General features: G+C 34.8%; 23 protein-coding genes. 7 read left to right on the forward strand and 16 right to left on the reverse strand.

Features of this window, described 5'->3' with window-relative positions; genetic code table 11:
* The first annotated feature begins 99 nt into the window (after positions 1-99).
* Genes RM51_RS00105 through RM51_RS00115 form a run of 3 tightly spaced genes read left to right on the forward strand, consistent with a single transcriptional unit; the run spans position 100 to position 2,355 of the window.
* Positions 100-1,428, forward strand: coding sequence for a hypothetical protein (locus RM51_RS00105; RefSeq protein ID WP_039363631.1), 1,329 nt, complete (start codon positions 100-102; stop codon positions 1,426-1,428).
* Between the two features lie 11 nt (positions 1,429-1,439).
* Positions 1,440-1,859, forward strand: a complete 420-nt coding sequence (locus RM51_RS00110) for a Dabb family protein (RefSeq protein WP_052248324.1) — start codon at positions 1,440-1,442, stop codon at positions 1,857-1,859.
* Between the two features lie 22 nt (positions 1,860-1,881).
* Positions 1,882-2,355 carry a cupin domain-containing protein gene (locus RM51_RS00115; RefSeq protein ID WP_228375752.1) on the forward strand — a complete coding sequence of 158 codons (474 nt, stop codon included), beginning with the start codon at positions 1,882-1,884 and terminating at the stop codon, positions 2,353-2,355.
* Positions 2,356-2,442: 87 nt separating this feature from the next.
* On the opposite strand, the gene RM51_RS00120 is transcribed toward RM51_RS00115, so the two are convergent.
* From RM51_RS00120 to RM51_RS00175, 12 genes are all read right to left on the reverse strand, one after another.
* Positions 2,443-3,555, reverse strand: coding sequence for a TlpA family protein disulfide reductase (locus RM51_RS00120; RefSeq protein ID WP_039363633.1), 1,113 nt, complete (start codon positions 3,553-3,555; stop codon positions 2,443-2,445).
* Positions 3,556-3,804: 249 nt separating this feature from the next.
* The gene (gene fabF / locus RM51_RS00125) at positions 3,805-5,046 is read right to left on the reverse strand and encodes a beta-ketoacyl-ACP synthase II (RefSeq protein ID WP_039363636.1); all 1,242 of its coding nucleotides are present in this window, start codon (positions 5,044-5,046) and stop codon (positions 3,805-3,807) included.
* Position 5,047: 1 nt separating this feature from the next.
* Positions 5,048-5,473, reverse strand: coding sequence for a PaaI family thioesterase (locus RM51_RS00130; protein WP_039363640.1), 426 nt, complete (start codon positions 5,471-5,473; stop codon positions 5,048-5,050).
* An 11-nt stretch (positions 5,474-5,484) separates the two neighbouring features.
* Positions 5,485-6,753: an acetyl-CoA C-acetyltransferase gene (locus RM51_RS00135; protein ID WP_039363643.1), complete on the reverse strand. Its 1,269-nt coding sequence runs from the start codon at positions 6,751-6,753 to the stop codon at positions 5,485-5,487.
* A gap of 10 nt (positions 6,754-6,763) precedes the next feature.
* Positions 6,764-7,369: a TetR/AcrR family transcriptional regulator gene (locus RM51_RS00140; RefSeq protein ID WP_039363646.1), complete on the reverse strand. Its 606-nt coding sequence runs from the start codon at positions 7,367-7,369 to the stop codon at positions 6,764-6,766.
* Positions 7,370-7,723: 354 nt separating this feature from the next.
* Positions 7,724-8,143 (reverse strand): OsmC family protein, encoded by a 420-nt coding sequence (locus RM51_RS00145; RefSeq protein ID WP_034677843.1) that lies wholly within the window; start codon positions 8,141-8,143, stop codon positions 7,724-7,726.
* 89 nt (positions 8,144-8,232) lie between these two features.
* Positions 8,233-9,099: a helix-turn-helix domain-containing protein gene (locus tag RM51_RS00150; protein ID WP_039363651.1), complete on the reverse strand. Its 867-nt coding sequence runs from the start codon at positions 9,097-9,099 to the stop codon at positions 8,233-8,235.
* A 143-nt stretch (positions 9,100-9,242) separates the two neighbouring features.
* Positions 9,243-11,927 carry a TonB-dependent receptor domain-containing protein gene (locus RM51_RS00155; RefSeq protein WP_052248325.1) on the reverse strand — a complete coding sequence of 895 codons (2,685 nt, stop codon included), beginning with the start codon at positions 11,925-11,927 and terminating at the stop codon, positions 9,243-9,245.
* 68 nt (positions 11,928-11,995) lie between these two features.
* Positions 11,996-12,364, reverse strand: a complete 369-nt coding sequence (locus tag RM51_RS00160) for a hypothetical protein (RefSeq protein WP_052248326.1) — start codon at positions 12,362-12,364, stop codon at positions 11,996-11,998.
* A gap of 21 nt (positions 12,365-12,385) precedes the next feature.
* Positions 12,386-13,006 carry a hypothetical protein gene (locus RM51_RS00165; RefSeq protein ID WP_039363654.1) on the reverse strand — a complete coding sequence of 207 codons (621 nt, stop codon included), beginning with the start codon at positions 13,004-13,006 and terminating at the stop codon, positions 12,386-12,388.
* Positions 13,007-13,093: 87 nt separating this feature from the next.
* On the reverse strand, positions 13,094-13,780 hold the full coding sequence (locus RM51_RS00170) for a response regulator transcription factor (protein WP_039363658.1): 687 nt from the start codon (positions 13,778-13,780) through the stop codon (positions 13,094-13,096).
* Positions 13,781-13,884: 104 nt separating this feature from the next.
* Positions 13,885-15,432 (reverse strand): sensor histidine kinase, encoded by a 1,548-nt coding sequence (locus RM51_RS00175; protein WP_039363661.1) that lies wholly within the window; start codon positions 15,430-15,432, stop codon positions 13,885-13,887.
* A gap of 205 nt (positions 15,433-15,637) precedes the next feature.
* Between RM51_RS00175 and RM51_RS00180 the strand changes: the two genes are divergently transcribed.
* On the forward strand, positions 15,638-16,123 hold the full coding sequence (locus RM51_RS00180) for an SRPBCC family protein (RefSeq protein ID WP_039363664.1): 486 nt from the start codon (positions 15,638-15,640) through the stop codon (positions 16,121-16,123).
* 225 nt (positions 16,124-16,348) lie between these two features.
* Here the strand turns inward: RM51_RS00180 and RM51_RS00185 are convergent, their stop codons facing one another.
* The 4 genes from RM51_RS00185 to RM51_RS00200 form a co-directional block, all read right to left on the reverse strand.
* The gene (locus tag RM51_RS00185) at positions 16,349-16,693 is read right to left on the reverse strand and encodes a hypothetical protein (protein WP_039363666.1); all 345 of its coding nucleotides are present in this window, start codon (positions 16,691-16,693) and stop codon (positions 16,349-16,351) included.
* Positions 16,686-18,737, reverse strand: a complete 2,052-nt coding sequence (locus RM51_RS00190) for a S9 family peptidase (RefSeq protein ID WP_039363669.1) — start codon at positions 18,735-18,737, stop codon at positions 16,686-16,688. Before RM51_RS00190 ends, RM51_RS00185 begins: the two co-directional genes overlap by 8 nt.
* Positions 18,738-18,825: 88 nt before the next feature.
* Complete coding sequence (locus RM51_RS00195; RefSeq protein ID WP_039364524.1) at positions 18,826-19,566, reverse strand: uroporphyrinogen-III synthase; 741 nt, start codon at positions 19,564-19,566, stop codon at positions 18,826-18,828.
* Between the two features lie 11 nt (positions 19,567-19,577).
* Positions 19,578-20,339 (reverse strand): DUF4271 domain-containing protein, encoded by a 762-nt coding sequence (locus RM51_RS00200; RefSeq protein WP_084110865.1) that lies wholly within the window; start codon positions 20,337-20,339, stop codon positions 19,578-19,580.
* Between RM51_RS00200 and RM51_RS00205 the strand changes: the two genes are divergently transcribed.
* The 3 genes from RM51_RS00205 to tgt are packed head-to-tail and all read left to right on the forward strand — an operon-like array spanning position 20,323 to position 22,555.
* Positions 20,323-21,039, forward strand: a complete 717-nt coding sequence (locus tag RM51_RS00205) for a polyprenol monophosphomannose synthase (protein ID WP_039363672.1) — start codon at positions 20,323-20,325, stop codon at positions 21,037-21,039. The two genes, RM51_RS00200 and RM51_RS00205, sit on opposite strands and share 17 nt — an antisense overlap.
* Entirely contained in the window at positions 21,036-21,416 is a 381-nt protein-coding gene (locus RM51_RS00210; RefSeq protein ID WP_117590317.1) for a DUF4296 domain-containing protein, read from the forward strand. The genes RM51_RS00205 and RM51_RS00210 overlap by 4 nt, the downstream gene beginning before the upstream one ends.
* Positions 21,417-21,421: 5 nt before the next feature.
* Positions 21,422-22,555, forward strand: a complete 1,134-nt coding sequence (tgt, locus tag RM51_RS00215) for a tRNA guanosine(34) transglycosylase Tgt (protein ID WP_039363678.1) — start codon at positions 21,422-21,424, stop codon at positions 22,553-22,555.
* Positions 22,556-22,559 lie beyond the last annotated feature (4 nt).

Raw genomic sequence — 22,559 nt, forward strand, 5'->3', positions numbered from 1 at the left:
CTAAAGATTTTCTAATGGTTTTCTAACGATGTTCCTTGTTTTTCGAGCCTAATTTTGCCCTGTTGAAATCAACAAAAGGATTAAGAAAAAGAATATATTATGAATAAAAAATCTGTTAAGGTCGGGCTCATTTTAATTTCTATGATGAGTGTTTACTCTAAAGTTGAAGCACAGAAAAAGAACGATTTTAATAATCCGGGACTTACACATTATCTGAATGAAGAACATACAAGATATGTTTCTTTCAGCGGATATGCAGAGCTTTGGGCAAGATATACGCAGCTCAATCCGGGAAGTCTTATCAATAATCAGGCAGAATCTGAAGCTTCGGATCTGTCGTTGAGAAGAGTAAGAGTAAAGATGACGTATAAACCTACAGAAAAACTGATGTTTGTTTTGCAGGGCGGGACAACCAATGTGAATATGAATGCAAAAGCAAGTAATTATTTTGATTTGCTTGATGCCTACGCAGAATATTCATTCAGTGATAAAATTGCTTTCGGGGCAGGACGTTCTACATGGAGAGGATTGTCAAGATTCACAACGGGACCTTTGAATACATTATTGTATGATTTACCGGCCTATGCGACTTCCAATGCAGGTGCTACAGATTATACGGTAAGAGAACTGGGGGCATATGTTAAAGGACAATTAGGGAAATTTGATTACCGTTTGGTGGTTGCAGATCCTTATACCATGGCGACTTCAGATCCCAAGTATAATGTAGCCACTTTCAGCAAAAATGCTCCAAGTAAAGATTTCTCAGGATACTTCAGATATGCCTTTCTAGATAAGGAAAATATTTCGACCCCTTTTAATTCCGGAACGTATGGTGGAAAGAAGAATGTGCTGAGTTTAGGCGCCGGTTTCGATTATATTCATAATGCAATGTGGCATCAGGATATTAATAAAAATACCATTAATGATGATATGAAAAACTTTGCGGTAGATTTATTTTATGATGCTCCTTTAAACAAGGAAAAGGGAACTTCTATAAGTGCTTACGGAATGGCAATGCATAATGATTACGGACCTAATTTTGTGCGTTACGTAGGGGCAAATAATCCCGCAACTTCTGTGGATGCCACTCAGGCAAGTCTGAACGGTGCCGGAAATGCAATGCCTGTAATCGGAACAGGAAATACCTATTATGTTCAGTTGGGCGGAACGTTGCCTTACTTAAATAAAGACAAAAAAAATCTTCAGTTGCAACCTGCGGTAAGTATGCAGTTGTCTGATCTGAAAGGGCTTCATGATAATGCCATAATTTATGATGCAGGAATTTCTTTATTGATGAATGGAATGTCTTCCCGATTAACTTTTGATGCTCAAAATAGACCTGTCTACACGGCAGATCCTTCTAATAATGCTGTGGTTTCCGACAGAAAATGGCAGTTTGTTTTGAAATACAGAATAGATTTTAACTAAAAAATAGTACAATGGAAAGAAGAAAATTTTTATTCCGGTCGGTTCAGGCTTTTGCGCTGTTGCTGATTTCAGGAAATATGTTTGCGTCTGCTTTACCTATGTTTAACCCTATAAAAAAGAAAAAGGTGTACTTCCATTATTTGTTGTTCTGGCTTAGGAAAGATCTGTCCGAAGCTGAGGTGAAAGAATTTGAAAACTTTTTTGAAGGCTTGAAAAAACTGCCTTATCAAAAAAATCTACGGTACGGAAAACCTGCCAATTCGAGTCCAAGAGCAGTTCTTGATAATACCTTCACATATAATGCTTCTATGGAATTCGACAGTCTGGAAGAACTGGAAGCGTACGGTCAGCTTCCTGAGCATTTAGCCTTAGTTCAGAAATACAAACCGTTTTTTGAGAAAATGATGGTGCATGATACAGTTTACAATTAAAAAATAAAGAATTAAATTTATAATGAAAAATTTCGTTAAAGGCATTTGCCTTGTTTTAGCATTAAGCAGTGTTGGATTTATGAACGGTCAGGACAAAGATCATAAAAAAGTAAGCGTAAAAGCAGAAGAAACCACAGAGTTTATTCCTGCAATAAGGTTAATCAATAAACCGGATGGTTCATGCGCCTTTGAAAAAGGAAGAATTCCTACCCTGAAACACATGAATACGACGACTTTTTGGATGAGCAATAAAACCGAAGAATGGGAAAAGAATGCACATCCAGCTCCAAGAAGACAATATGTGATTACCATAAAAGGGAATATCCGATTTAAAGTGACCGACGGATCTACATTTTTGATCAAGCCGGGAACTGTTTTGCTTGCTGAAGATCTGAAAGGAAAAGGACACAGCTGGGATATGGTAAAAAGCAAAGAATGGGAAAGATTATACATCCCGATTGCTGAAGATGCCGATGATTTGTTTATTGCAGATTAAGATTTTATCATAATACTTTAATGTTTTATATACTTCGTACAATGGAAAAAGCAGTCTATATTTAGACTGCTTTTTTATGTTAAAAAGTTACTGCAAATATTCTTTAATGATATTTCTGGCTTCTTCAATATTGTTTCTGATTCTTGCAATTATTTTCCCGTTTTCGTCAATGATTAAATGAAGAGGATATCCTGTTGCATTTAGCTTCTTTTGGAAGTCTTTATTGACATCAAAGAAATTGATCCAATCGGCATTGTTTTTCTTTAAAATAGATGTAGCCAACTCCATTCTATTGGGAGCGCGTTCATCCGTAATGGTTATGAAGTTTACGTTTTTATCTTTGTAATCATTGTACAGATTTACGATTTCAGGCATGCCTTTTATGCAGGGAGCACAAGTGGTAGACCAATAATCGATAAAAGTTAATTTATGTTTCTTAAAATATTCAGAAGTCAGTTTATTCTGTTTATCAAAATAAATATCAGGAATTTTTTGTCCGATAGATGTAGACTGTTCCGCCTTTAAATGAGATTCAACACCTTTGTACAATTTGTTTTGTTTGAACTTTGCTGAAAATAAATTCATGTTTTTCAAATACCCCGAATGGTAATTGTACATTGTATAATCATTTACAATTTCCCACAACGCAACATACGAATTTGGATTTTGCTTGATGTATTCTGCAAGAAATTCCTGCTTTTTGTCCAGACTTATTAAGCTGTCTTGCTGGTAGGGATGGTTTGATTTTACATAAAATTTTTCCAGTGCTTTCTGCAAAACTTTATATTCCTTATTGGTGGGTGTATCTATATTGAGATCTAAAAAATTGATGTCTTTTGGTAAATCAATTTTAGATTTTCCTTTTTCCAGAAAAAATATTTTAGTTCCGGAAACCGATTTATTCTTTTTATCCAGATAGACAAAAGCAACCGGTTGAGGATATTCTATAAACCCGTTGATACGGTTTTCTTTTTGAACTTTTATAAAATACAGCGAATGATCCGAACCAAATTTTGAAATATTTTTATTCGGTTGTACATCGAATGTGTAAAGATCTCCAAACCCTTTTCTCGTCATGGGAGCTCCCAAAATAAGGCTGTCATTAATATAAGAATCAGAAGTAAGCTCAATCTCAAAATTGTTTTGAGAATAAATGAAATTTGAAATGAAAATTAATAAAACATAGTGGAGTTTCTTCATAAAAATAAATTGTGGTGTGTATGCGAACTTACAAAAAACTTTAAGACATAAAAAATCCCTGTGCTTCAAAACACAAGGATTGTAATTATCTTCATTAAAATCTTCCAATATTTTGTTATTCTGACGAAGGAAGAATCTATTAAAATTTTAAATATTAATGATATAATTTTTTCTCTCGAAGATCAAACAAATTTAGCCGATGTATTGCAAAAAAATCTGCGTCATCTGCTAAATCTGCGAGAGATTTATTTAAGAAAATTTCTTAAAAATCAAAGTCGCATTATGCCCTCCGAATCCAAAAGCATTACTCAACGCATAATTGATGTCTTTTTCCTTAGCTTCTCCAAAAACAATATTAATGTCTTTCGGAATATTTTCATCAATCGTGTGAAGATTGATCGTTGGTGGGATAATTCCGTTTTCAATTGCTTTAATCGAAAGAATAGCCTCCGCTGCTCCGGCTGCTCCTAATAAGTGACCTGTCATCGATTTTGTTGCACTGATGTCAAGATTTTTACTTCCTTTAAATAATTTATTAATACCATTCAGTTCAACCAGGTCTCCAAGTGGGGTAGATGTTGCGTGAGGATTAATATAATCAATATCTTCTGTGTTGATTCCTGCTTCTTTTAAAGCCAATTGCATAGCTTTTATTGCTCCAACTCCATCAGGATGAGGTGCTGTCATGTGATATGCATCTGCTGTCATTGCTGCTCCAACCAATTCTGCGTAGATTTTTGCCCCTCTTGCTTTTGCGTGTTCGTATTCTTCCAAAATCAATGCTCCTGCACCTTCTCCCATTACGAAACCGTCTCTGTCAGCATCGTAAGGACGGCTTGCCGTTGCAAAATCTTCATTTCTTGTAGACATTGCTTTCATAATTGAGAAGCCTCCAACCGAAGCCGGAGAAATAGCTGCTTCCGAACCTCCGCTCACGATAACTTTAGCTTTTCCTAAACGGATATAATTGAAAGCATCCATCAATGCTGTATTTCCTGTAGCACAAGCTGAAATCGTAGTATAATTGATTCCCTGAAGCCCGAATTTCATAGAAATCATTCCCGAAGCCATATTCGCAATGAATTTAGGAACGAAAAACGGATTGAATCTCGGTGTTCCGTCTCCGGCTGCGAAATTCATCACTTCACTTTCGAAGGTCCACATTCCGCCTTGCCCTGTTCCCCAGATTACTCCGGTGTCGAACGGATCCATATTTTCCAGTTCAAGTCCGGAATCTTTCAATGCTTCTGCTGTAGAATACATTGCATATTGTGAGAAGAGATCACTTCTTTTGATTTCGTTGTGTGTCAGATGAACTTTTGGGTCAAAACTTTTAACCTCACAAGCGAAATGTACTTTAAATTTTTCCGTATCGAAGTGTGTAATTGTATTTGCTCCACTCACTCCGTTGATGCTGTTTTGCCAGAATTCTTCGACATTATTTCCCAATGGCGTCACTGCGCCAAGACCTGTAATGACAACTCTTTTCATATTAGTTATTAATTTTGAATAAATTAGAGGTTCCTCTTGCAATTAATCTTGATTTGTCTGCGTTCCATATTTCACATTCTGCATTGACGAATTGCTTCCCTCTTTTTATAATTTTTGTTTCCGCTACAATATTATCATTTTCTTTTGCAGTTGAAAAATAATCGATGCTGTTATTTATCGTTACTATAAAGGTTTTTTCATTTAAAGAAAACATTGTTGCTCCAATGACGTCATCAAAAATTGCTGCGGTAACTCCTCCGTGAAGATTTCCCATTGGGTTCAGCCACTCTGGTCTTACGGTATATTGAAATTCAAGATGTCCTTCTTCCACCGAAATAACAATCGGGTTGAGCCATTTCATAAAGGGAGAAGGTGATGCTGTGAATTCTTTTCCAATGAATTGTCTTAATTGTGCTAATCTATCCATACGTTCAATTTTTATTTTTCTAAAATCATCGTTACCCCTTGTCCACGAGCGGCACAAATAGAGATAAATCCTTTTCCGCTTCCTTTTTCATGTAAAATTTTCGCTAAAGTTCCGATGATTCTTCCTCCCGTTGCAGCGAAAGGGTGAGCTACGGCTAAACTTCCGCCTTTTACATTTAATTTAGTTCTGTCGATTTTTCCCAATGCTTTTTCCAGTCCGAATTTTCTTGCCAGATCATCATTTTCCCAGATTTTTAAGGTGGCTAAAACCTGTGCTGCAAAAGCTTCGTGAATTTCATAGTAATCGAAATCTTCCAGATTCATTCCTGCTTTTTTCAGCATTCTTTCGGCTGCAAAAACAGGAGCAAGAAGCAAGTTTTGTTGATTTTCAACATATTCAATTCCTGCAATTTCTGAAAAAGTGATATAAGCTAAAATCGGTAAATTATTTGCTTTTGCCCATTCTTCACTTGCCAGTAAAACAGCAGAAGCTCCATCGGTAAATGGTGTTGAATTTCCTGCCGTTAAAGTTCCGTTTTGTTTATCAAAAGCAGGTTTTAGTGTTGCTAACTTCTCTAAACTTGTATCTCTGCGAAGATTATTGTCTTTATCTAAACCATAAGCCGGAGTAATCATATCATTGAAAAATCCTTCATCATATGCTTTTGCCATATTTTGATGACTTTTAAAAGCCAATTCGTCCTGATCTTCACGGGAAATTTCATAATATTTAGCGGTAATTTCTGTGTGACCTCCCATTACCAAACCTGTTTTCGGTTCCTGCCCTTTGTAAGGAATCGGCATCCAATCTTTTAATTTTGGACTCAATAATTGCTTGATTTTTCCAAAGACAGATTTTTCTTTATTGGCTTTTAACAAAGCTTTTCTTAATCTCGGTGAAGATTCAAAAGGAATGTTGCTCATTGCTTCAACACCACATGCAATTCCGCTTTCAATTTGACCTAAAGCAATTTTATTTCCGATATAAACGGCTGCTTCAATCCCTGTATCACAAGCCTGTTGTAAATCACAAGCGGGAGTTGCAGGATCGAGAGAAGTATTCATTACGGTTTCACGGATGAGATTACTTTCAGAAATATGCTTGATTGTCGCACCTCCGGCAACTTCACCAAGAAGCTTTCCTTTGAGGTTGTAGCGGTCGATCAAACCATTTAATGCAGGAAGCAATAAATCCTGATTTCCTTTGTCTGTATAAGCTGTATTCATTCTGGCGAACGGAATTCTGTTGTATCCTACAATTGCCACTTTTTTTGTTTCCATATCGTGAAGTTTATGAGGGAAGTATGTTTAATTCATTGTCAATCATTTTGGTGATCCTTTCTAAAGCAAGGTTTAAAAATTTTTCATCTCCCGTTGTTTTGGATAGTAAAATTCCTCCTTCGAGAAGCATGATGAAAATAGAAGCATATTCTTCTGCATTAGCTTTTTCATTTAAATCTCCATTTTTCTGACCTTGAATAATAACCGATGAAATTTTTCCTGCCCAGTCTTCAAATGATTTTTTAACCTGATTTTTAAGCCCCGGAAAAATATCGTCGGATTCTGTTGCGGCGTTCATCAACGGACAACCTCCATTTGAAAATACCGAACGCCAGTTTTTTCTGTAAAAGTCCACAAAAGCATGAAGTTTATCCATTGTCGTAGGAAATTCATCTCCAAAAGATCGTGACATACTTTTGCTCAATAGACCAGAGTTGTATTTGTAAACTTCAATGGCCAGTTCATCTTTGTTCGCAAAATTTCCATAAATGCTTCCTTTCGTCAGATGGGTTGCCTGTGCAATGTCTGATAAAGTCGTTGATAGATAACCTTTGGTATTAAACAAAGATGCCGTTTTCTCGATAATGAACTGTTTTGTCTTTTCCGCTTTTGACATTTTCAATTGATTATGATACAAATATACAACAAATATACCGATCGGTATATTTTATTTTACAATTAAGAATGATGGTTTTGATCTATTGAATTGAAGCATTGAGATTTTATTGAAGAAGTGAAGGTTTATTAAGGTGGATCTTTGATTTTTTTTAATTTTGGCTAAAGCCAATTGAATGGGCTTAAATTGAAAAACGGGCTAAAGCCCGTTCCTATTGATGTTTAAATTTAAACTTTCTATTTTTTCTATACGTTTAGTTTGTCATTCCGTAGGAATCAGAGCAAAGATTTATAATTATATCTCTAATAATTCGCTGAGATTCCTACGGAATGAAAAACTTTGTGCTTTAAATTCTTAGTTTGCCAAAGTAGCTTCCAAAGTAATTTCAAAGTTGAAAGCTGCACTTACAGGGCATCCTTCTTCAGCGATTTTCGCATACTTTTGAAATTCTTCTTCTGAAATTCCCGGTACTTTAGCCGTTAATGTCAATTCGGATTTTGTGATTTTTCCGATGTTTGGGTCTAAAGTGATCACAGATTTTGTCGTCAGTTCTTCAGGAGTGTAGCCTGCCTGAGAAAGTTCTGCGCTCAATTTCATGGTGAAACATCCTGCGTGAGCTGCTGCCAATAATTCTTCAGGATTTGTTCCCACTCCATCTGCAAAACGGCTGTTGAAAGAATATTGAGTTTGGTTTAATGTTGTACTTTGAGTAGTGATGTGTCCGTTTCCTTCTTTGATGTTACCGTTCCATACGGCTGTTGCGTTACGTTTCATAATAATTGTTTTTTGTTTTTAAATATTAATTGATTTTTGATGTTACAAAGGTATAGCAGATGTTGTTTCGGATAAATAGATAAATAGACCTAAATATTGTACTTTTTTCCCGAAGTGTAATTTTTTTTGAAATTTGTCGGTGTACTTCCAATTTTATTAGTGAAAAGCCGGTTGAAATACGCCGGATCTTCATAGCCTAAATCATAAGCGATTTCTTTCACGGGTTTATCAGTATAAAATAAAAGTCTTTTGGCTTCCAGTAAAATCCTGTTAATGATAAACTGGTTGGGAGATTCAAGGTTTAAACTCTTAAATTTATGCGTTAATGTTTTCGGAGCGATGTGAAGTAGGTCTGCATAATCTGCCACATTATGTTTTTCTCTGAAATGAATTTCCAGATGTCGGCTGAAATCACGGAAGATATCGAGTTCATTGATAGGAATTTTTACTTCGTCGTTATCCAGATTTTGCTTTTTCCATTTTCTTGTTGCTCGAATGATGATTTGTTTTACATAAGTTCGGATCATTTCCTCCGCGGAAGAATCTTTCCATTCCAGTTCCTCTTTAATACTTTGGAATAAATTTTTGATGATGAAATTTTCATTTTCATCAAGTTCTACGAAAGGGATTTCAAAAACATTGTGAAAGAGAAGTCCATCACAGGCTACTTCTTTATCATGAATCTGGATGCAGTAAAAATCACGGTTGTAATATAAAAGATGCGATTCGTTTATGCCTTTTCCAACATTCAAATGTTGGTTGGTTAAAAAGAATAAAGCCGGATTTTCTGTTGTATACTGCTTAAAATCTACTGTCAATTCGTAACCTTCCGGAACATAGAAAACTTTGATTTCAGATTTGTAATTGGAATCTTTGAGCGTTTGCAGATTCTTTTCAGAAAAAGTTTCGAAGCCCAATTTCTTGTAATTATCTTCAAAGATAAGTGTCTGTGACATAGATTTTCTTTAAGATAAAGGTACAAAAAAGCATGGCTTCTTAATTATTAAATTATTGAAACCATGCCTTTTTTTAATTTGAAAATTTGAGAATGAAATAATTTGAAAATAACTCAAACATAACGACTCTCAAACGCTGGAACCTAGAAAGTCACATCAAGTCCTACGTAAAAATTCGCTTTCATAATCGGAGCATACACCATTCCACCATCGAAATAATTTCCGAAAGGATTTTTAACATCAACGATTGCGTTTTTCTGATAATATGAAGTCAGGTTTTCACCACCTACATAAGCTCTGATTTTTTTATTGAAGTTTCTGGAGATTTGTGCATTTAAAATTGCATAAGATTCAGAATAGGTTGGTAACTGAAACTCTTCAGGATTTGAAGAGGTATTCGGTAGTCTTTGTTTTCCCACCAAATTCAATGTTGTGTCAAAACTCCAGAATCCGCCGTTGTTATTTTTATTGGTTGAGTAGGCCAAATTCACAAAACCTCTGTGCTTCGCCATGAATGGAACTTCACGTATTCCATCTAAATAATCTGCCTGAACATCGTAATATTTGTAAGCCAATCTTACCTCAAAGTTTCTGAACGGTGTAAAATCCCACTGTGTTTGGAATGAATTGGCAAAAGATTTTCCGTCAAGATTATAGAAAGTCAATTGCTGAGGTGAACGGTCTAAATCTATCATTACCTGATCCTGGAAATCCGTTCTGAAAAAATCGGCCACAACTGTAGATTTTCTTCCGAAAAGTTTAAACTCCTGTTGTAAACTTGCTCCGTAATTCCATGCGATTTCCGGTTTTAAACCATAAATGTTTCCACCGTTTTGTAGAATCTGAATACTTCTATTCGACGCAAAATATTGCTGGCTTTCCGCAAAAACATTCGCTGTCCTGAAACCTCTTCCCGCAGACAATCTCAAAATAGTTTGTGGTGTGAAATCATATTTAAAATTCAATCTTGGAGTAAATTGAGTTCCTGCCAAATTATGAAAATCAACTCTTGCTCCTGCAACCAAAGTATATTTTAAACCTGTTAAAGTATATTCAGCAAAAGCTCCGGGAACGATTTCGTTTCTTTTAAAATTGTTGGTTAAATACATTTCATCATAACCATCATACATAAAACTTGCTCCGGCTTTATATTTATGGTTTGTATTTCCTAAAATACTTTCAAAAATCAAGTTTGAATAATAGGTTTGCTGTTTCCCGGAATAATTTCTTAACCCAAAGAAACTGTCTTGCTGATGATACGTATATTGGTTCATCCAGCCTAAACTCTGGTAAGGTTTTCCTTTAAAAACATACCCGGTTTTATTCCAAACCTGAAATCTGGAAATATCAATTCCGACACCGTAAAGCGATTGCTTGTCCTGCGGAATTTTTTTATCAAATCCGATTTGCCCTGAAGTTCTTTCGTCTTTAATAAAGTTAATTCCAAAATGCGAACCCAAACCAGACTTTTCCAAATCGTTATAATTCAGTAAATAAGCTGCATTTAACTGAGTTCCTTTTGGTCTGTCCAGAAATCCGTCTTCATTCATGTCCGTATCTCCGAAAGTTCCGTTTCCATGAAGTAGAAATGTTTGTGACCATTTATCATTGATGGGCGAAACATTGGTAATATTGGCTTCGGCTCTTCCGTTAAAATCAGAAAATAAATTTAATGAAGTCTCAGGTTTCTCAGCATTTTTCAACAATTCTGTATTGATTTGTCCTGTAATGCTTTCGTAGCCATTTGTTACCGTACTTCCGCCTTTTGTCAGCTGAATGTTCTCAATCCATCTTCCGGGAATGAAATTCAACCCATATGCAGAAGCCAACCCTCGAATTTCAGGTAGCAATTCTTTTGTTAAGCTTGTGTATTTTTGATCTAAACCTAACATTTTCAATTGTTTTGTTCCCGTTACGGCATTGCTGAAAGAAACATCTACAGTGGCATTGGTTTCAAAGCTTTCGGATAGATTACAGCAAGCAGCTTTTAATAATTCTTTTTTATCAATAGTAAAAACCAATCCGGCTTCTTTTTTATTTAAAGAAGTTGCTGCTTTTGAACTGGTTACTGTAACTCCTTCAATCTGTTTTTCATGATTGCCATGATTTTCATTTGTGGCATTATGATCGTTGTGTTCTGAGTGTTCGGAAGTACCTTCTTCAGCATGAACTTTTGGATTAGCTTCTCCAAAAAGAATTTCTCTGTCGTACAAACAACATGCAGGTAAGTTTTTATACGTACTATCGCTGGATTTGTATTTTTCATTGTCGTGACCAACATCTGCGATTTTCTTTAAAATTTTATCTGAAGAAGTCTTTTTTGGATCAAAATTTAAAGTCACCAATTGCTTTTCGGCATTCCATTCTGCAGAATCTGCTCCTGCATCTTTGGCTGCCTTTTCAATTCTGGCTTTACAAGATTCACAATTTCCTTTTACATAGAATTCATTCTCTTTTTTGGAATGATGTTCATGGTTTTCAACAGATTTTGGCTGTAGATTTCTTTCATAATGACAACATCCTGGCAGTGCTTCGTAGGCTGAGTTGTCGGATTTGAACTTTTCATTGTCATGACCTGCTTCAGCGACTTTTTTTAAGATATCATCGGTTGAAATTGTATGGTCTGTTTCTAAAGTTAATGTTTGCAGATCAATAGAATAGGTTGCTGTTTTTGCTCCTGCTTTTTTAGCCGTGTTCTCAATTCTTTCTTTACACATTTCGCAGTTTCCTTTTACTTTGAACTGGTTTTTAGAAAGATGTTGGGCAAATATAAATTGTGTAGATAGTAAGAATACACCAAGAATAATCCTGGAAATATATAATTTCATTTTGTTTAAAATTTAGATTAATTAAAAAACGGTTCACTAAATATTTTAATGAACTTCTGTTGATTGAATTAAGCTATTTTCGGCGGTTGCCAAATCTCTTTTAAACGATCTGAAATATACGGATCGGAATACTGAAATTGTAAGTTTTTGTTTGATTTGTAGTAAGATATATCCAGTTGAAAGCTCTTCGAAAAAGGAGTTTCTATAAAAGTGTAACACGCCACACAAGTTGAACAGCAATCATCATTACAGGAAGATTTTTGTTCTTTTTTGTTGTGATTGTCTTTAGAATGTTCTTTGTGATCGTTTTTGCAGCAGTCTATACCTGATTCAGATTTGCAGCAAGTTTCCTGCATATTCTGAGCATAGAAATTATCTTTAGGAACTAAAAAAATCCCTAAACAGAAAATAACTGCTATAATCTGACCCCATTTCACTGTGGCAAATTTACAAAAAAATTAAAGAGGATCTCCTACTTTTTTGGCGCAGTCATGCCAAGGTTCTCCGTGAGCAGGGTTTAATTCAGGTTTTGGACCTGTCGGTGCGGGAGTTGGAGCCGGAGTAGGCGTGTTTTGAGCGATTGTCTGAACAGGTTGTGGAGTAGCAGCAGGTTTGCTGTTCAATGGTTGTCCGACTGCAATATCACATCTGTGGCCCGGTTCTCCATGAGGAGGATTCATTCCCGGAGCGGTTTTTACTGGTTTATTAGTACTATTGATCTGTTTTAAAGAACTAGGATCAATTTGAATAGTTTGACCTTGATTTGCGTTTACCGTAACATTTTGAGTTCCCGGCTGTGGATTTTGTGTCGAAGCGGAGCTTAAAGGCTGCCCGACAGGAATATCACAACGGTGTCCCGGCTGTCCGTGAGGAGGGTTCATTCCCGGAGCAGTTGCCATTTGAGTGGGTTGAGCGGTTTGAATTCCGGCTTGAGCCATTAGAGATGCTTTTGGAGTATTGTTGACCGTAGAAACAGGCTGACTTCCGTTTTCATCTTTTATATAGGTTGGTCTCTCATCTTTTTTACAAGAGATGGTTAAAAGTCCGGTCACTGTAAATCCTAAAAGTAAAGTTCTCATATCCAATTTGATCGTTTAAAACAAAAATAGCAAAACATTTCGAAATGTTTTGCTATTTTACATAATATATGGCTTGTTTAAAGCATTTTAATTTTTAACCAGAAGTCTAAATCCTTCTCCGTGTACGTTGATAATTTCCAATCCTTCATCATCTTTTAAAAGCTTACGAAGTTTTGCAATATAAACGTCCATACTTCTTGCGGTGAAGTAGTTTTCTTTTTTCCAGATTTTTCTCAAAGCAAGATCTCTTGGCATGAAATCGTTTCTGTGAAGACAAAGAAGTTTCAGCAATTCGTTTTCTTTTGGTGACAATTTGTATTCATTATCTCCAACTCTTAGTTGTCTCAACATAGAATCAAAGAAGATATTGCTGATCTTAAACTGCTCTTGTTCTTCGTTTTCCAATGTAGAGCTTCTTTGAAGAATAGCTTTGATCTTGTATAAAAGCAATTCCGTGTCAAATGGTTTTGTGATGTAGTCATCTGCTCCCAATTGATATCCTTTTAAAATATCTTCTCTCATATTTCTTGCAGTCAAGAAAATAATCGGTGTGTTTTTATCAATTTTTTTAACGTCTTCAGCCAACGAAAAACCGTCTTTTTTAGGCATCATCACGTCGAATATACAGATGTCGAATTCGTTTTCTGTAAATTCTTTTAATCCTTGTTCACCATCTGTGGCAAGAGTAACTTCGAAATTATTTATTGTCAAATAATCCTTCAACACTGCCCCGAAACTCTGATCGTCCTCTACTAATAATATTCTGTTGCTCATAGTTTTAAATTAATTAAAAAATTAATATTTAAGAATGAACGAAGTCACTCTTCTCTTTTTATAATTTGTTATTTGGTTTAATATTTTATTAAATTTTTTCTTTTTTAGCTCATTGGAAGCTTAATGGTAAATGTACTTCCGCTTCCTTTGTGAGAATCTACAATGATTTGTCCTTTATGTAACTCTACAATTTTCTTTACATATGAAAGTCCCAAACCTTGTCCTTTCACATTGTGAATATTTCCGGTCTCTTCTCTGAAGAACTTTTCGAAAATCTTCGTTTTATTCTGGGTTTCCATCCCCATTCCTTTATCTGAAACTTCAATAACGTAAAAATGGCCTTCATTTTTAGTTTTAATAGTGATTTCAGGCGTTTCTGATGAATATTTATTCGCATTGTCCAAAAGATTCACGAGCATATTGGAAATGTGGAATTCATCAATCTTAAAGGTGTAGTTCGTAGCATTAAATTCCTGATTAAGCGTTCCGTTTCTTTGCTGAACAATCAGATTGAAGGATTCAGTTGTCTTTTTGATCAATTCTCTTACGTTCGTTTCCTTTAAGAATAATTTTACTTCATTACGTTCAAGCTTCGACATATTCAATACGTTCTCCACCTGTTTTTTCATTCTGAGATTTTCCTGCTTTATCAGTTCGGAGTAATATTTTACTTTATCCGGATTGGTTGCAATCTTGTCATTTGCCAAAGAATCTGTCGCTACAGAAATGGTTGCGAGTGGAGTCTTGAACTCGTGAGACATATTGTTGATGAAATCCGTTTTAACTTCTGCCAGTTTCTTCTGCCTCATCATATAATTAATGGAAATAATATAAATTCCCAAAATCGTCAGCAATGAAAGGAAAGTACCTAAAAGCATCGGCCAATTGTTCATAGCTAAAGAGTATTCCTTTTTAGGGAAAACTAAAGTTAGGCTATAGATGGTACGGTCTTTTTTATCTGTAAAAAGCGGATAATTATAGAAGTTATTATCTTTTTTCTCTTTATAGATTTTGTTGGCAACACTGGTCAGAATGTTGTTTTTATCGGTAATTCCATATCCAAAAGCAGCAGTAATACCTCTTATCTTAAGCTCTTTAGTGATCACGGAATCCAAAATTTTCTGATCGACTCTCTTGGTAATGGGAAGATTGTTTCCATAGACCTTTACGTACTCTTTCATAGAGTAATCGCCTGTTTCAATATCCTGATTGATGTCTGCGGTAAGAGGTTCCCGATTGGTGGTATCTCTTTTCATTTTGTATGCTGCTTCATCAGTATATAAAGTGGTAAGCTTTATTGAGTCGCCTTTGGGAGAAATCGGCAACTGAGTTTTTTCAATGATATTTTTAGAGTAGATGATCTGTCTTTGTGTTCCGGAATCTTCTACTTGTTGTATGGTTGTTAAAGAAGGTTGTTCACTATTGGCTAAAATGTTTTTTCTGAAGTTTTTAAAATCTTCATTCAGGTATTTCTCGACCTCAATTTCGCCAATGGTCTTGGAGGTGCTTTCCAGAGCAGCATACACTTTGTTGGTGAATTCCTGTTCCAAAGCTCCATAATAACCTTTCAGCCAATAAAATTGGAGTGTGACAAAAACGATCAGTGAAATCGTCATAAACACTGAAATTATTGGGATGAATTTGTTATTCATTATTTAATTTTAATAGTTTTTTATAATTGTGAATGTTAAAATTAATCATTTTAAGATTTGATAAACAAAATACGAGCCAAAAAATTGTATAATTTTTCTTAAAAGAGTGTTTTTTAACATTTATTTATAAATATTTAATCATTTTTATAGAATTGGTTTCCGGGTGAGAATAAAAAACTAGCTTTGTTTAAAACAAAATGGTAATATGAAATCAACGATCACTTTTAACGAAGATTTTGATTCAAATTCTGTGTATGTAATGAAAATTTACCATGCGGAAGTGTCAAAAGTCTGGGACTATTTTACCCAATCCGAATTATTGGATCTGTGGTGGGCTCCAAAGCCTTGGAAGTGTGAAACTAAAGGACAGGATTTTAAGGAGAATGGAACTTGGTTGTATTCAATGGTAGGACCACAAGGAGAAAGGCATTATTCTTTATTAAAATATGGTGAAATCAGAGAGCATAGAAGCTTTGATGGAATAGATGCTTTTTGTGATGAAAACGGAACAATTAATGAAGATTTTCCACAGGCAAAATGGCTTCTTGGTTTTACAGGAGTAGAAGAGGGAACAAAAGTTACGATTAATATTCATCTTCCGTCAGAAGAAGCTTTAAAGCAATTGCTGGAAATGGGATTTGAAGAAGGTTTTAAAACGGGGCTTAATCAGTTGGAAGAGATTTTAATTTGAGAATTTGAAAATGGAGTAATTTGAAAATTAAAAGTGATATTTTTATGAATAGAAATGGGCTTTAGCTTGTTTTTTAATTTAAAAACGTTTTTAGTCAAAACTTAAGAGTAATGAGTATACTTTAAATTTAAAAAATCTCTTTAATTCAAACAAAAAAAATGGAAAGCAAAAATTACCTTCCATTTTTATGTTATACAATTCAAAAATTTTCAAATTATCTCATTTTCAAATTAATTCTTCATCCTGAAAGTATTGAATAATTGCTTTTTTCATCAGGATCTGTTGTTCATTCGGCTTTAATTCCGGAAGTTTTTCCAGTTCTTCAAAGTGTGGATATCCATCATCGTCATAATGTGAGAATTTATAATATCCAAAAGGTTCCAATAATCTGCAAACCGCAATGTGGATTAAATTTACCTTATCATCTTTTGTATACTTCTGTTGGCCACTTCCCAATTCCTGTAGTCCGATTAAAAATAAATAGGTTTCAATCGGAGCGCCTTTTTCAGTATCAAAATTTTCAATGAAAAATTGTTCTATTTTTTGCCAATATTCTGCTTCGTTAATCATCCTTTTTATTTTCTAATTTTAATAAAAATGCATATTCCAATGCATCTTCTTTTAGTGACTCAAATCTTCCGCTTGCTCCTCCGTGTCCTGCACTCATATCGGTCTTGAAAACCAAAAGATTATCATCCGTTTTTACTTCTCTTAATTTTGCCGTCCATTTTGCTGGCTCCCAATATTGAACCTGAGAATCATGTAATCCGGTTGTTATTAATATATTTGGGTAATCTTTTGCTTCTACATTGTCGTAGGGAGAATACGATTTCATATAATCGTAATATTCTTTATCGTTTGGATTTCCCCACTCATCATATTCCCCAGTAGTCAATGGAATCGTTTCGTCAAGCATGGTAGAAATTACATCTACAAAAGGAACCTGTGCTACAATTCCATTGAATAAGTTAGGTTCGTAATTTACAACTGCTCCAACCAATAATCCTCCTGCGCTTCCGCCCATCGCGTATAAGTGTTTTGACGAGGTATAGTTTTCTTTAATTAAAAATTTTCCGACATCAATAAAATCAAAGAACGTATTTTTCTTAAACAACATTTTTCCGTCTTCATACCATTCTCTTCCTAAATATTCTCCTCCTCTGATGTGAGCAATCGCATAAATGAAACCTCTATCCAGAATTGATAATCTTACATTGGAGAAACTTGCATCAACGGTGTGTCCATAACTTCCGTACCCATATAAAAGTAGAGGAGTATCCGCAGATTTTTTAGTGTCTTTATGATACACTAAAGAAATTGGGACTTTTGCTTCTCCATCTCTCGAATCTGCCCAGATTCTTTCAGAAATATAATTTTCAGCTAAGAATTTTCCTCCCAAAACTTCCTGTTGTTTCAGGAGCTTGGTGGTTTTTTCCTTCATGTTGTACTCATAAGTTGAGCCTGGCTTTGTCAGAGAAGTATAGCCATAACGTAAAACCTCCGTATCAAATTCTAGATTAATACCAATGTAAGCCGTGTAAGTAGGATCGGAGAAAGGTAAGTAATAAGATTCCTGAGTTTTTTCGTCAATAATCTTTATTTGTAATAAACCTTCTTCTCTTTCTTCAAGAACCAGATAATTTTTAAAAATCTCAAATCCTTCCAATAATACTTCTGGGCGGTGAGGAATCACATCGACCCAGTTTTCCATTCCGCAGTTGTCAATCTTTGCTTTTACGATTTTAAAGTTGAAGGAATCGTCTGCATTGGTGATGATATAAAACTCATCTTCGTAATGCTCCACAGAGTATTCTAAATCATCAATTCTTGGCTGAATAATGGTCCAATCTGCAAAAACATTATTTGAAGGGATATATCTGTGTTCATCCGAAATCGTACTCGAACTTGCAATGAAAATATATTCTAACGATTTTGTCTTAAAAACATTCACATCAAAAGTATCATCCTTTTCGTGGAAAATTAAAACGTCTTCTGAAGTATCTGTTCCTAATTTGTGTCTGTACACTTGGAAAGCACGTAGGCTATCATCTTTTCTGATGTAGAAAATGTGTTCATTATCATTTGCCCAAACTGCCTTTCCTGTTGTATTTGGAATTTTATCAGTAAGAATTTCTCCTGTTATTAAATCTTTAAAATTAATCGAGTAAATTCTACGGCTTACATTATCGGTAGAAAAAGAAGTAAGCTTATTATTCGGAGAAACAGCAACGCTTCCTACTTCAAAATAATTTTCGCCTTCTGCTAAAATATTCACATCAAGAATAATCTCTTCTTCATTGTCTAAACTTTTATGTTTTCTGCAAAAAATAGGATATTCTTTTCCTTCTTCATAACGAACGATGTACCAGTATTCATTAAAGAAATACGGTAGAGATTCATCATCCTTTTTATAGCGGGCTTTCATCTCTTCAAAAAGATCTTCCTGAAGCTGCTCTGTATCCTTCATCATAAAATCGGCGTAAGCATTCTCTTCTTCCAGATACTTTATCACCTCCGGGTTTTCTCTTTCGTTGAGCCAAAAATAATTGTCAATTCTTTTGTCACCGTGTATTTCTAGTGTTTTTTCTATTTTTTTTGCCTGTGGAGCTTCCATTCAATGTTAATTCTTGTTCAAATGTAATTAAAAAAAAGCCATCTTTCCTTTACTGAAAAGACGGCCGATTTATTTTTGATATTAAAAACTACTTATGAAGTGTTTTAATATATTTTTCTAATGCCATAGTCATAGAAGGGTTTTCTTTAGTAGGAGCCATTAAGTCTACTCTTAATCCCGCTTCTTCTGCAGCTGCTAACGTTGTATTTCCGAAAACACCAATTTTTGTTTCATCCTGGTTGAAATCAGGGAAATTCTGTTGTAGTGACTTAATTCCTTGCGGACTAAAGAAAATCAGCATTTCGTAATCCTTAATGTTAATGTCTGTAAGATCACTGCAAACCGTTCTGTACATGATTGCTCTTGTCCAGTCGATATTTGCTGTATCCAATGTCTTTACAATATCCGGACTCAATACATCTGAAGATGGTAGTAAGTATTTTTCTGTCGGAAATTTTTTGAAAAGAGGAGCCAGATCAGAGAAGTTCTTCTCTCCGAAGCTGATCTTTCTTTTTCTATAAACAATATGTTTTTGAAGATAGTTGGCAATTGCCTCAGATTGGCAGATGTATCTCATCGTATCCGGTACCGAAAAACGAAGCTCTTCTGCAAGTCTGAAATAGTGGTCTATCGCATTTTTACTGGTGAAAATGATACCGGTATATTGCGTTAGATCTATCTTCTGTGTTCTTAGTTCTTTGTTGTCAACTCCTTCGACGTGGATGAAAGGACGGAAATCTATCTTTATTTTTTCCTTCTTCGCTATATCCAAGTATGGAGAAGATTCACTAGGCGCAGGTTGTGAAACCAATATAGACTTTATTCTCATCATTGACTGTTTTATAAAAATAATACCTTCCAAAGCAATAATATTGGTGCGATTTGGAGGGTGCAAATATACAAAAATTTATAATACCATTTTTCTGGCAAGATGTTGTTTCTGTGAAATAAATAGAAAAAAACCTTGAAAATAAATACAAAACAAAAGAAGTATAAATAATACAAAAAACTTTTATTTCTGTCTATCGGGAAATAATAGTGGGTGATACAGAGGATTATCATTAAAAATGATAAAACAAAATAGAATTTTGTAGCGGTAAAATAAAAAATTGACCATTTTTTTCCATCGCCTATACTTTGGTAAAATAAAAAACCTAAAATAGATTTGGTCGCATAAAAAAATACGATAGTCGCCAAAGTAAATCCGAATTTATTCAGTTGATATCCTAAAATCTGAAGATCGGCAACAAATTTTGGAATAACCGGAATATATTGGGATGCTAAAACCGACAAAGTGAGGGCCGTCACACAAGAAGTAATGATCCAACTGGGTAAGTTATTACTGGCGTCAAAATATTTTTGAAGCAGAAAGTCTTTTAGATTAGCATCCCTTTCTATGATATTCATCATAAAAATAAATAAAAAGATGCATCCTACTAATATAAAGATTACCCAATCGTTGTTCTCAGGTATTCTTACATGGTTGATGAAATTTTGTGATAATAACAACGGAATGTTTTTTGCAAAATTATAGATTATTTTGTATAAAATAAAAAGGTTAAATAAACTATCTTTGCAAACTGAAATGAAAAAACTGGTCATAATTCCGACTTACAACGAAAAGGAAAATATTGAAAATATTATTTCCGCGGTTTTTGCATTGGAAGATGACTTTCATATTTTAGTTGTGGATGATTCATCGCCCGATGGAACAGCTGAAATTGTAAAAGACTTACAGAAGAGGTTTCCACACCATCTGCATCTGTCAATCAGAAAGGTGAAAGACGGTTTGGGAAAAGCTTATATTCATGGATTTAAATGGGCAATCGAGAATAAATATGATTATATTTTCGAAATGGATGCCGATTTTTCTCACAATCCAAGTGATTTGTCAAAGCTTTTTGATGCATGTATAAATGCAGATATGGCAATAGGATCGCGTTATTCCAAAGGAGTAAATGTGGTGAATTGGCCAATGGGAAGAGTATTGCTTTCCTATTTTGCTTCAAAATATGTAAGATTTGTATTGGGGCTTCCGATTCATGATACGACAGCCGGTTTTGTGTGTTTCTCAAGAAAAGTGTTGGAAGAAATAGGCTTGGATAATGTAAAATTAAAAGGATACGGATTCCAGATTGAAATGAAATTCAGAACATTCAAAAAAGGATTCAAAATTGTAGAGGTACCTATTATTTTTACCAACAGAATTTTAGGAGAAAGTAAGATGAATGGAGGAATTATTCACGAAGCAGTCTTTGGAGTTTTAAACTTAAAATGGAAATCAATCATCAACAGATTATGAAAAAAACGATCTTCATTTTTATTTTGATGTGCCTGTTTTCATGTGGAGACTACATTGATAAACCTAAAAATCTTATCCCGAAAGATCAAATGGCAGAAATTCTGGCAGATTTGGCAATCAATGATCAGGCGACGTATATGTATCCAAATACAAACTTAGAGGCAGGAACAAGATATGTGCTGAAATCTCATAATGTAAAATCAGTAGATTTTGTTGAAAGCTTCAAATATTATGTTATAAAGCAAAAAATGCAGGGAATCACTGAAGATGCTCAGGTGATTTTATTGGAGAAAGATCCAAAAGCAGACAAATTCATAAAAGATAAATTGAAGAAAAACGGACCTTCTCAGAAGGATATTCCTGTTTTATCAAGATAATTAAGATGCAAAAGTTTTTTAATATAGAAAAAACCTCTGAGGGAAAGGCGAGAGCAGGTGAGCTTACCACAGATCACGGTAAAATTCAAACACCTATTTTTATGCCTGTAGGAACTGTTGCAAGTGTAAAAACAGTTCACCAAAGAGAATTAAAAGAAGACATAAAAGCCCAAATTATTTTGGGTAATACATATCATTTATACCTGCGTCCCGGAATGGAAACAATGCAGGAAGCTGGAGGTTTGCATAAATTCATGAACTGGGATCTTCCTATTCTTACCGATTCAGGAGGTTTCCAGGTGTTTTCATTGGCAAGCAGCAGAAAGATGTCAGAAGAAGGAGCAAGATTCAAATCTCATATCGACGGAAGCTATCATATGTTCTCTCCTGAAAAATCAATGGAAATTCAAAGACAGATCGGAGCAGATATTTTCATGGCTTTTGATGAATGTGTTGCTTATCCATGCGAATACAATCAGGCAAAAACATCTATGGAACTGACGCACCGTTGGTTGAAAAGATGTATTGAATGGACTGAGAATAATCCTGAATTATACGGTTACAAACAAAGACTTTTCCCGATTGTTCAAGGTTCTACATTCTCTGATTTAAGAAAAATTTCTGCAGAAGTTATTGCAGAAGCCGGAGCTGAAGGAAATGCCATTGGTGGACTTTCTGTAGGAGAACCTGAAGAAGAAATGTACAGAATTACCGATGAGGTTACCGATATTCTTCCAAAAGAAAAGCCAAGATATTTAATGGGAGTAGGAACTCCTTGGAATATTTTGGAATCTATTGGCTTGGGAATTGATATGATGGATTGTGTGATGCCTACCAGAAATGCTAGAAATGCGATGCTTTTTACATGGAAAGGGGTGATGAACATGAAAAACGAAAAGTGGAAAAAAGATTTTTCTCCTCTTGACGAGTTTGGAACAAGCTACGTAGATAGAGAATATTCAAAAGCATATGTGAGACATTTGTTTGTTTCCAAAGAATATTTAGCGAAACAGATTGCTTCAGTTCATAACTTAGCATTCTACTTAGACTTAGTGAAAGTGGCGAGAGAGCACATTCTTGCAGGAGATTTCTATGAATGGAAAAATTCTGTAGTTCCGGTTCTTAGACAAAGATTATAAAAGA

This window comes from Chryseobacterium taiwanense, assembly GCF_000813825.1.
GTDB classification, from domain to species: Bacteria; Bacteroidota; Bacteroidia; order Flavobacteriales; family Weeksellaceae; genus Chryseobacterium; species Chryseobacterium taiwanense.